The sequence below is a fragment of the Paenibacillus sp. MMO-58 genome, from assembly GCF_037146255.1.
GTDB lineage: Bacteria > Bacillota > Bacilli > Paenibacillales > Paenibacillaceae > Pristimantibacillus.
In genome coordinates, this window is the sequence record NZ_JBBCVY010000009.1 from 239505 (window position 1) to 250313 (window position 10809).

Genomic DNA, 10809 nt, shown 5'->3' on the forward strand with positions numbered 1-10809 from the left:
AGGCTCCTACTCATGGACCAACGCAATAACAAGTTGGGCTGGTTATTTACCAGCCCTTATCTCATCTATTCCTTGATCTTCTTTTTCGGACCGCTGATCTGGTCGTTCTTCCTGTCCATCACGGACTGGGACTTGATCGCCCCGACCTTTAATTTCGTTGGCTTCGCCAACTTTATGGACGCTTTGCAGGATTCAAGCGTGCATGCGGCTTTTTGGAATACGTACAAGTTCATGATGATTTTTGTTCCGCTCGTTACCGTATTGGCGGTTGGAGTGGCAGTGCTCGTGCACGGACTGAACCGGTTCAAAAGTCTGTTCCTGATCGGCTTCTTCCTGCCTTACCTAAGCTCCGGCGTAGTTAGCGCTCTGATCGTAAAAGGCTTGCTTTCCTATACGAGCCCCGTAAACGTCTCTTTGCGCAGCATCGGGCTGGATATCAACTGGCTTGGTTCGCCGTTCTCGGCGCTTTGCGTGGTAGGCGCGATTCTTGCATGGAAATTTACGGGCTATTACGCACTTATTATTACTTCCGGCCTTGAAAGTATAGATAAGGAAGTCTATGAGGCTGCTGCGATTGACGGCGTAAAGGACAGTCAGCGTTTCTGGCGCATTACGCTTCCGCTGCTCTATCCTTCGCTGTATACGACGCTTATTCTGGCGTTTGGCGTTACCTTTGGCATTTTCACGGAGGTGTATCAGCTGACCGGCGGCGGACCGGGACATGCGACGAACACCTGGCAGATGGAAATTTTCAAGCAGGCGTTCCAGAACATGCAGGTTGGTTACGCATCCGCGGTAGCGCTGCTGGCTTCGGTTGCGACGTTTATTTCGATCTTCGTTATCCGCAAAATTCTGGAGATGTGGGGGAAGCGCAATGGTTGGGTCTAAAAAGCACAGCGGTACGAGAAGAGCTGTTCGATACGGAATCGCGGCCGTGCTCCTGCTCATTATGGTGTATCCATACCTGTATATGGTACTCAGCTCCTTCGCGGATTGGACGCAGATCGATAAGCAGCTCTTTCCTACGCGATTTACGACAAAGTCGTACGAATGGCTTTTCAGCGGCGGCGAGACCGGTATTACACGGCCTTGGTTAAACGCCTTTTTTAACAGTATCTTCGTCTCAATCGCTTCAACCGCGCTTATGATGTTCTTTGGCATCATGGTTGCTTACGCGCTGTCGAAGCTGAATTTCTTCGGCCGGAACGCGATCAACAACTTTGTTCTGTTTCATATGTTCTTCCCGGCTATCATTCTGCTCGTGCCGTCGTTTCTGATTATTCAGCGTGCGGGCTTGTACGATACGTATTTGGGGCTGATCATTCCGAAGGCCGTCAGTTTATGGGCGATCTTTATGTACACGAACTTCTTCAAGGCGGTGCCGACAGTCTTCATTGAAGCGGCCAAGCTGGATGGAGCTTCCGATCTGAAAATCATGTTCCGAATCATGCTGCCGATGTCGAAGTCGATCACGACCGTCATCTTCCTGTTCCTGCTAATGGAGCGTTGGACGGAGCTGCTATGGGATATGATCGCGGTCAAGAGCGATTCCATGCTTACGCTGAACGTGTTATTGTCCCAGATGTTTGGGCCGTATGGGTCTTATCCGGGACCACTTTACGCGGCTTCGACCATCCTGACGCTGCCGATTATCGTGATGTTCCTGATATTCAGCAAGAAGTTCCAAGAAGGCATGCAGTTCAGCCTGAAATAACATCAACATTGGGGGAAACGAACCATGACCGTTCAAGAACCAATTGCCCGCAGGCCGCTGGCCTGCTCCGAGCTTCTTGAAGCTTACCGCGCCTCTGGTGCGCGTGCCGACAATCCGTCGCGTATCGTCTTTGAAGGCGTAGGCGATAAAGACGTATACAATATCGCCGCTCCAATCCAAGAAGGCGGAATGGCCATCATTCCGGGACGCGTGGAATCGAGGGACAGCGAGCATTCCGACGTCGTCTTCTTCTCCGAACAAGGCGGCAAATGGTTTCCCTTAGAGGATGCTCCCGTACTGGCGCTTCAGGATCCGTTCCACTGCCGAATTGGCGGGGAACTGGTGCTTGGAGGCGTCGAGATCTATCCGCATCCGGAACGGGAGGACGCGCTTATGTGGCGTACGGTCTTCTACCGCGGCAGCGGCATTCGCGATTTGAAGCCTTTCTTTAAAGGTCCTGACGGAATGAAGGATATCCGTCTTGTCGAGCTTCCAGGCGGCAGCATTGGGGTCTTCACCCGCCCGCAAGGCGAGAAGGGCGGCCGCGGCAAGATCGGCTTTGCGCAGGTTGCTTCGCTGGATGCCTTGACGACCAATGTTATCGACGACGCGCCGCTCCTTGAAGGGCAATTCGCGGAAGGCGAATGGGGCGGTGCCAATGAAGCTCATTTGCTGAACGACGGCCGAATCGGCGTGCTTGGCCATACGGCCTGCTTCGACGAAGCCGGAGACCGTCATTATTATCCGATGGCCTTCGTATACGATCCGAGGGACGCTTCCTTTACCGATATGAAGATGATCGCCGAGCGCAGCCGGTTCCTGCCTGGACCGTCTAAGCGGCCGGACCTGCAGGACGTTGTCTTTAGCGGCGGCCTGGTGAGACGGGAGGATGGCAGCGCCTTGCTCTATGCCGGCATCAGCGATGCCGATGCGCAGGTGTTGACCATCAACGACCCTTTTGCCGGTTTGTAATTTTAATTTGTCATAATTATCCGGCCGAATAAGGCCGGTCAAGCAATGAACGAAAGAAAGGACTCATCTTATGAACATCTATAGATATGAACAGAATCCATTGGTTACGCCCGCGGACGTCACGCCTCACCGCCCCGATTTCGAAGTGATCGGCGCGTTTAACGCCGGAATCGCGGAATACAACGGGGAGGTCATCATGCTGCTCCGCGTAGCTGAACGGCCTATCAGCCCTGACCCGGACGTCGTTCTGGCGCCGGTCTATAACGTGGAGCGGGGCGAGCTGGATTTGTTCCCGATCCGCTTGGACGACGAAGATTATGATTTCTCCGATCCGCGCGTCATCGTACGGAAGGAGCACGCGCCGTCGTTTGAATACTTGACTTCCTTGTCTTACCTCCGTATTGCGCGGAGCAAAGACGGCCGGCATTTTACCATCGACGATAAGCCGTTTGTGTATCCGTCCCAATCGCTTGAGACGTTTGGGATCGAGGATCCCCGCATTACGCAAATTGGGGACACCTACTATATTTACTTCTCGGCGGTCTCGCCGGTCGGTATCGGTGAATCGCTCGTGTCGACGAAGGATTTCGAGAACGTGACTCATCACGGGATGATCTTTGGCCCGGACAACAAAGACGTGCTTATCTTCCCGGAACGCGTGAACGGCAAGTATTACGCGCTGCACCGTCCAACGACAAAGAGCTGCGGACGTCCGGAGATGTGGATTGCGGAGTCCGACAACCTGCTCTACTGGGGCAATCACCGCCATTTGATCGGTCTGCGCGACGGCATGTGGGACAGCGGCCGGCTTGGCGGGGGCGCCGTGCCGATCAAGACGGAAAAAGGCTGGCTCGAGCTGTACCATGGCGCGACCAAAGATAACCGCTACTGCATGGGCGCGGTGCTGCTCGATCTGAACGACCCGTCCAAGGTTATTGCCCGTTCCGGCAACCCGATCATGGAGCCGGAGGCTGACTATGAACAGAACGGCTTCTTCGGCGGAGTCGTCTTCTCTTGCGGCGCGCTGGTTGACGGCGATCGCATCCGCATGTATTACGGAGCTGCCGACACGTCCATGGCGTGCGCCGAACTTAGCTTAAGCGAGATTCTGGATAGTCTGGAAGCCGTATAAAGCTAATGAAAAACCGTCCCTGCTGCCTTCGGGCAGCGAGGGACGGTTTTTTTTTTGCTTCTTGTAGAGCGTAGGGATAAGACCCTGGCAGGGTCTTATTGTGCTAGAGAGGAGTAATATTAGTGATCATAAGACCCCGCAAGGGTTTTATTGGCTTAGGTTTAGTGGCATACCGATGGTGTTAAGTATGAGGTGGTTTAAGGTGTGTTGGAGAGCTAACCAGATAAGGTCCCTAAGGGGCTTTAAGCGGCTCCGTAAGGTGAAAATTGAAGTCCTTAAGGTCCCTTAGTGACCTTAAGGATTAACGTTATGCTTGAATTGGCAAGGAAAACGCCAATGTTTGCACACTTAAGGCCCATCACGGACCTTAAGCTGACTTGCAAAGACAAAAAGAAAGCCGTTAAGGCCCTTTAGGGACCTTAACGGCGGCGCAATTGACGGAATGCAGGCACGTGAGTACACGACGAGGTTGTGTGCCGCCGGCGGGGTGGCCGGATGCGGCCCCGCTGACTAGCTAACGCATCTTGCCACGCCGCCGGCCACCGGTTCCCATTACAGCGGCAGATCCCGCCTGCTGAAGGAGATAACGCCTGCGGCGAAGCAGGCGAGGCCAATCGCGAGCAGCACGATCGAAGAGAGCAGCGGATCGCCGCTGCCGGCGGCAATATCGCTTGGCCGGTACAGCGCGAAGATCGAAATGTACCGGAGCCACTCTACGCTGTCGCTGATTTTGCCAAGCATATCGAGCGCGAACATGCCGATGACGATAAATCCGGAGGTGCCAAGCGCCTTTTTCTCATCGTTCATAACGGAAGAGATCAAGAAGGCAATGCCGCTTGCCGCGATAAACAGCATCCAGGCAACTACGTTCATCTCCAAGTATCGGGCTCCGTTGAATTCGAACTTATCTCCGATAAACCATACGTAACCGAGAAGTCCGGCACCTGTTGTGACCAGCATAATAATGAGAAGTCCCGTGGACAAAACGCCTGCCTGGGTTACGGCAACTTGCCTGCGGGTCGTTGGCGTAGACAACAGATAAGACATCGAGCCCTGATCCACCATTCTTGCCATGAGACCGGTCGACAGCATGATGCTGAAGATCGAGAGCAGAAGCGGGAGGATAAGCCCGTAATATTCGCCGGAGATAAAAGCCTCCATGCTGCCAAAGCCGCCTTGAATATTAAAGGCGTTAACAACGCCTTCAGGCATCGATTTAATCAGCTCATTTAAAGAGCCTGTATTGTCGGCAATGCCGGGATAAAGCCAGAACATAAGCAGAATGTAGAAGGCCGAGCCAAACGCATAATTGCTCATGCCTCTCAGATGAATCTTCATCATTTGCTTGAAAAGGGGAAAGTTCATAAAGCATCAGCCTCCTTTCCGCCCATTTCATTCTTCCGGTCATAGTACTGCATAAAGACGTCCTCGAGATTTTGCGCCGTAATGTCCAGGCTGCGCACCTTGTATTTCGCGGCTTCATGAATCAGCTCGTTATAATTGCCTTGCACGGCAACGGTAACCCGCCTTCCGTCACGGGACTCCACCGGCACGCGGCCGCTTTGCGCAAAAGCCTCGGCATCCTCCGGATGCTCGAACACGATCGCAACCAGCTTCCGCTGCATCGACTGCAGCTCGTGGATGTTGTTGGTGGCGACGATAATGCCGTCCTTTATAATCGCGGCACGGTCGCAAGTCCGCTCAATCTCAGGGAAGCTGTGGGAGGACATGAGGAAGGTGGTGCCGCGGGCTTTCTCCTCCAGCACAAGCTCGATGAACAGCTGCTGCATAAGCGGATCGAGGCCTGAAGTCGGCTCATCCAGAATAATCAGCTCCGGTCTATGCATAAAAGCCGCCACGATGCCGACCTTTTGCTTCATCCCTTTGGACATTTTGCGGATCGGGGTAGAGACGTCGAACTGAAGCCGTTCGATCAGCTCCTTGCGCCGGGCCGAACTGTCCACGCGCTGCATGCGGGCGAGAAACGCCAGAAACTCCTTGCCATTCATGCCTTCGATAAAAGAGATCTCTCCCGGCAAATAGCCGACCAGCCTCTGCACGGTCCCTTGCTGCTTCCAAGTATCCAGCCCTTTAATCGACGCGCTTCCGCGGTCGGGCTTCATGAAGCCCATAATATGGCGGATCGTTGTGGATTTCCCGGCGCCGTTAGGACCAAGAAAGCCAAATACCTCCCCTTGTTCCACGGTAAAGGACACATCGGTAATCCCTTTGCCGCCCGGAAAAAGCTTCGTTAAACCGTCTACGACCAGCATGCTGACCGCACCTTCTTTCGGAAAGTTATGAAATTTTATGGTTCCTATATTTCATCATTATGATAGGCTCGGCTAAAAGAGAAGTCAATGGGGTTATGAAATATTTATGTGCTATAATTTCATTAGTTCATATTTATTGGGGAGCCGGAGGGTAACATGAACGGATTCGAAAAAAGAGCGGAGCAGCTTAAAGCAAAGATCAGGGGAGCTGTCCTTGCCATGCTTCAGAACTGTGAGCCTAAACATATCCGCATTGCCGACATCGCTGCCGAGGCAGGGGTGTCGCAGGTGACGATCTATAACTATTTTGGCAGCAAGGAGATTCTCATTCGGGAAGCCTTCAAGTATTACGTTACGGAGCATGTTGACGATTTCGAAGTATTTATGAGCCGCGGTCCAACGTTTCAGCAGTTTGTGGAATATGTGGTTAAGGCCGATACGGAAGCGTTCCGCCGCTTTACGCCGGCATTCATTCAGCAGATGATGAGCGGCGATCCGGATTTTGCCGGCTATATCGACGAGGTGACGCAGCAGCGGGCTATGCCGCTTATGCATGCTTTTATCGAGGAGTGCAGGCAGAAGGGACAAATCTCGAACAAGGTATCGACGCAGATGATCCTGACTTACGTGAACATGTTTGTCGCGCAATCCCAAAAGCTTCTGGAAGAGGCGCAGCAAAGCGGGAAAGGGCAACAGTTTTTCGAGGAGTTTCTCCATTTGTTCTTTTATGGCGTCTGCGGGATTGAGCCGGAGGGTTAAGCTTAAACATTGCTATTACCGCCCTGCTATTGGTACAATACACCGTATTAGAGGACAAGGGAGCTGTACAGATTGGTTAAAGCAAAAAAGAGCGGCATCGGGCAAGGAACCGGCAAGAAGGGCTGGAGCCGCTGGGATAAGGCCGAAAAGAAGAAGAGCGCGAAGCGTGTATTCAGTAAAGGGCCTAAGGCCGGAGCAGGCAAGAAGGAAGAAGCCGGCGGATCAAATAAACCGGATAGCGAAGAATAATAGGTTATTGCCTAATATTCACAGATCCGTTATAGTGAGTGTAATTGCATAGTGCGTGCGGGTGCTGGATAAAGTCCGGCTGAGATAGGCAACTTGTTTGCTTGACCGTTAATCTGAACCAGGTAATGCTGGCGTAGAGAACCGATCGAATTACAGCCATTCGTGTATTCGCGGATGGCTTTTTCTGTTGTTCCAGCGCCCCTCGTTAGTTACCTAAGGTTACTAAATTAAAGGAGTGGCAGAAGGCAATGCAAACGGAACCGATAATAGCCGGGAAATTCACCGGGAGATTATACGAGAGCTCGAAGGGGATCTGGGAACGGAGTCACCGTCATCCTTTCCTCCAGGAGCTGAAGGCAGGGACACTTGATCCCGCGAAGTTTATCTTTTACCTCAAGCAAGACTACGTCTACTTAATCGATTATGCCAAAATGTTTGCTTACGGCAGCATTAAGGCTAACGACCTCCATACGATGGGGAAGTTCTCTCAGCTGTGCCATTCCATTCTGAACGTGGAAATGGGGCTGCACCGGCAATACGCCGAGCGATTCGGCGTGACAAGGGAAGAGCTGGAGAGTACGGAACCGTCGCCTACCACAATCGCTTATACCAAATATTTGCTTGACGTTGCCGCGCATGGCTCGCTCGCCGAGGTTGCGGCGGCTGTACTGCCTTGCATGTGGAGCTATCGGGAGATTGGCGTCCTGTTCGCCGAAGCGCCCGGAGCGCTTGATCATCCGCTATACCGGGACTGGATTCTGATGTACAGCTCCGAGGAGTTTGGCGAGTTGACCAACTGGTGCATCGGCATCATGGATGAGCTGGCGGAAGCTTTGCCGGAGCCGGAGCTGGCGAGGCTCGAGCAGCATTTCATCATGGCTTCCAAGCTTGAATATCTATTCTGGGATATGGCCTACCGAGAGGAAGAGTGGCCGGTGTGAACAGGCAGCAGGTTACCGTAGAGAGGACCCGGGAAGAAGGCATGCCGGGTTCGGCGGGCTTGACTGTTCAAGGGCTGACATATCGGTTCGAGGGCGAGGAGCCGCTCTTCGACGGGCTTGATCTGGAAGTGCCCAAGGGGCAATTCGTCAGTATCGTAGCCGCTAGCGGCATGGGCAAAACAACCCTGTTCCGCCTGCTAGCCGGTCTGCTCCAGCCCGAATCCGGTACAATCACGGCAGCTGGTGCCGTTCCCGGTCAGCGCAGCACCATCGGCTATATGCCGCAGCGCGACTGCTTGATGCCTTGGCGGACGGTGCAGGATAACGCCGCTATCGGCCTCGAGCTTGCCGGCGTACCTAAACGCGAAGCAAGGCGCAGAGTGCTTGAGATGCTGCCTGAACTCGGGCTGGCGGGCACGGAAGCGAAATATCCGCATGAGCTGTCGGGCGGTATGCGTCAGCGGGTATCGTTCCTCCGCTCCTTGCTTGCCGGCGGGGAGCTGATGCTCCTCGACGAGCCGTTCAGCGCGCTTGATGCGATGACCCGGATCAGCATGCAGCAATGGCTGCTGCAGGTGTGGGAGAAGCATCGGAAGACGATTCTGTTCATTACGCATGATATCGACGAGGCGCTGCTGCTCTCGGATCAAGTGCTTGTTGCGGCATCGAGACCAATTACGCAGCTTGAGCCGCTTGCGGTTGATTTGCCCCGCCCGAGAACCTACGAGACAACGCTTGACGAGCGTTTTGCCAGTTTGAAGCGACGGCTTCTTGGGCAGCTTGGCCGGATCCCTTCCAATGCGGAAGGAGGCGGAGGCTGATGAAGCTGCTTAAGGATAAGCTTCCAATCCTTCTGTTTATCGTGCTGCTGGCGGCGATCTGGGAGCTGGGCACTCGCGTATTTGATGTTCCGGGCTATATCATTCCCCCGCTGTCGGATGTTTTTGCCGCGCTTCTAAATCACGCAGCGCTGCTGGGCAAGCATTTTGTCCTGACGCTATGGGAAGCGCTGCTTGGTCTAGCTTTCTCGGTCGTGTTTGGCGGGTTGTCCGCTATCTGGATCGACAGCTCGAGCCTTGCGCGCAAGACGATTTATCCGTTAATCGTAGCTTCGCAGACCATTCCGATTATCGCTTTGTCGCCGATCATGGTCATGTGGTTCGGTTACGAGATCGGAAGCAAAATTTCGGTCGTTATTCTGTTTACTTTCTTCCCGGTGGCGGTAAATACGGCGGACGGCTTCCGCACGGCGGACCGCGAGATCGGGGAGCTGCTCCGTTCAATGGGAGCGGGCAAAGCGCAGCTGTTTCTGAAATGGAAGATTCCTTCTGCGCTGCCATCCTTCTTCACGGGACTAAAAATGGCTGCCGCCATCAGCGTTGGCGGAGCTACGCTTGGCGAGTGGCTGGGCGGAGAATCCGGGCTTGGCGTCTATACGAAGCGTGCGGCGAATATGCTTCGCGGCGACGATGTGTTCGCCGGCGTGCTGCTCTTGTCGCTGATGGGGATTGCCTTGTTTGTTGCCGCGCAAATGATAGAGAAATGGGTGCTTGGACAGCGGCGGAGTTAGATCGTGTGAGCATCGCTGATTAGTCATTTATTCTTAAGGAGAGATATCGTATCATGCTGGGAACTTATCGTAATCGATTCATCAAATCAGGATTAGCTGTAGGTCTTGTATTCACCTTGCTGCTGACAGCTTGTTCATCGGAGAAGAACGGCAGCAGCTCAGGCAACGCCGAGAAAAAGACGGAAGAGTTAACGGTGCTGCTGGACTGGTATCCTAATGCGGTACATACGTTTTTGTATGCGGCGGAGGAACAAGGGTATTTTGAAGAAGAAGGGCTTAAGGTCAAGCTTCAGACGCCTGCCGATACGAATGACGCGCTGAAGCTGGTCGCTACGGGCAAAGCCGATCTGGCGCTTAGCTACCAGACACAGGTAGCCGTTGCCCGCTCGGAGGATATCCCGGTCGTATCGGTCGGAGCGATTGTCCGCCATCCTCTTAACCAGCTTTTTGTATCGGAAGGGACGGGGATCAAAACCCCTAAGGACCTGGAAGGCAAAAAAATCGGCTATCCTTCCCTGCCATTGGATGAAGCGATGGTTAATACGATGGTGAAGGCGGATGGGGGCGACCCGTCGAAAATAAATTATGTCGATATCGGCTGGGATCTGATTCCGGCGATGTCGACAAACCGCGTCGATGGCATTATCGGCGGTTATATCAATCACGAGAAGCTGCTGCTCGAGAAGGAAGGCGAGAAGCTGATCTCGTTTAACCCGGCGGATTACGGCGTTCCGGATTATTACGAACTGGTGTTGACGGCAAGCGAGAAGGAACTGGACAGCAAAGGCGATGCCATCAAACGGTTCCTCGCAGCCGCGGCGAAAGGCCAGGAATATACCGCAAGCCACCCGGATGAAGCGCTGAAGCTGCTGCTGGATAAGCAAAGCACCGACTTCCCGTTGGATGCGGATATCGAGAAGCAAAGCCTGCAAATTTTGCTGCCGCTGATGGATGCGGGGAATGAACCGTTTGCCAGCCAATCCGAGGATTCCTGGACTAACATTATTAATTGGCTGACGGAGCATGGTCAGATCAAGAAGCCGGTGAAGGCGGCGGATGCATTCCGCAACTTGTAGGTTATATGGATTATGCTTACGAAGTAAGAATTGCCACAATGGCCTTAAAAAGTCCATTTGTGTGACAATTCTTTAAGTGAATGCTTACGAAGTAAGAATTGCCACAATGGCCTTAAAGAGTCC

Annotated in this window: 12 protein-coding genes; 10 read left to right on the forward strand and 2 right to left on the reverse strand. The window is 53.4% G+C overall.

Features of this window, described 5'->3' with window-relative positions; all coding sequences use genetic code 11:
• Nucleotides 1-12: 12 nt before the first annotated feature.
• The 4 genes from WFJ73_RS24765 (at nt 13) to WFJ73_RS24780 (ending at nt 3818) form a co-directional block, all read left to right on the forward strand.
• Nucleotides 13-888 (forward strand): carbohydrate ABC transporter permease, encoded by an 876-nt coding sequence (locus tag WFJ73_RS24765; protein ID WP_127492834.1) that lies wholly within the window; start codon nt 13-15, stop codon nt 886-888.
• Nucleotides 875-1714 carry a carbohydrate ABC transporter permease gene (locus tag WFJ73_RS24770; RefSeq protein ID WP_201008285.1) on the forward strand — a complete coding sequence of 280 codons (840 nt, stop codon included), beginning with the start codon at nt 875-877 and terminating at the stop codon, nt 1712-1714. Before WFJ73_RS24765 ends, WFJ73_RS24770 begins: the two co-directional genes overlap by 14 nt.
• 24 nt (nt 1715-1738) lie before the next feature.
• Entirely contained in the window at nt 1739-2686 is a 948-nt protein-coding gene (locus WFJ73_RS24775) for an MTP-1 family protein (protein WP_336775624.1), read from the forward strand.
• Nucleotides 2687-2756: 70 nt separating this feature from the next.
• Nucleotides 2757-3818, forward strand: coding sequence for a BtaManbiosPhlase (locus WFJ73_RS24780; protein WP_336775625.1), 1062 nt, complete (start codon nt 2757-2759; stop codon nt 3816-3818).
• Between the two features lie 552 nt (nt 3819-4370).
• On the opposite strand, the gene WFJ73_RS24785 is transcribed toward WFJ73_RS24780, so the two are convergent.
• Both WFJ73_RS24785 and WFJ73_RS24790 read right to left on the reverse strand, forming a co-directional pair.
• The gene (locus tag WFJ73_RS24785; RefSeq protein ID WP_336775626.1) at nt 4371-5183 is read right to left on the reverse strand and encodes an ABC transporter permease subunit; all 813 of its coding nucleotides are present in this window, start codon (nt 5181-5183) and stop codon (nt 4371-4373) included.
• Entirely contained in the window at nt 5180-6091 is a 912-nt protein-coding gene (locus WFJ73_RS24790) for an ABC transporter ATP-binding protein (RefSeq protein WP_336775627.1), read from the reverse strand. The genes WFJ73_RS24785 and WFJ73_RS24790 overlap by 4 nt, the downstream gene beginning before the upstream one ends.
• Before the next feature lie 156 nt (nt 6092-6247).
• On the opposite strand from WFJ73_RS24790, the gene WFJ73_RS24795 reads away from it, so the two are divergent.
• The 6 genes from WFJ73_RS24795 to WFJ73_RS24820 all read left to right on the forward strand — a co-directional run bounded on the left by WFJ73_RS24795 (nt 6248) and on the right by WFJ73_RS24820 (nt 10686).
• On the forward strand, nt 6248-6850 hold the full coding sequence (locus tag WFJ73_RS24795) for a TetR/AcrR family transcriptional regulator (RefSeq protein WP_336775628.1): 603 nt from the start codon (nt 6248-6250) through the stop codon (nt 6848-6850).
• A 72-nt stretch (nt 6851-6922) separates the two neighbouring features.
• Nucleotides 6923-7099 (forward strand): DUF3934 domain-containing protein, encoded by a 177-nt coding sequence (locus tag WFJ73_RS24800; RefSeq protein ID WP_336775629.1) that lies wholly within the window; start codon nt 6923-6925, stop codon nt 7097-7099.
• A gap of 248 nt (nt 7100-7347) precedes the next feature.
• Complete coding sequence (gene tenA, locus WFJ73_RS24805) at nt 7348-8040, forward strand: thiaminase II (RefSeq protein WP_336775630.1); 693 nt, start codon at nt 7348-7350, stop codon at nt 8038-8040.
• Complete coding sequence (locus tag WFJ73_RS24810; RefSeq protein WP_336775631.1) at nt 8037-8861, forward strand: ABC transporter ATP-binding protein; 825 nt, start codon at nt 8037-8039, stop codon at nt 8859-8861. Before tenA ends, WFJ73_RS24810 begins: the two co-directional genes overlap by 4 nt.
• Nucleotides 8861-9610 carry an ABC transporter permease gene (locus tag WFJ73_RS24815; RefSeq protein WP_336775632.1) on the forward strand — a complete coding sequence of 250 codons (750 nt, stop codon included), beginning with the start codon at nt 8861-8863 and terminating at the stop codon, nt 9608-9610. Before WFJ73_RS24810 ends, WFJ73_RS24815 begins: the two co-directional genes overlap by 1 nt.
• 53 nt (nt 9611-9663) lie before the next feature.
• Nucleotides 9664-10686 (forward strand): ABC transporter substrate-binding protein, encoded by a 1023-nt coding sequence (locus WFJ73_RS24820; protein WP_336775633.1) that lies wholly within the window; start codon nt 9664-9666, stop codon nt 10684-10686.
• The last annotated feature ends 123 nt before the right edge of the window (nt 10687-10809 follow it).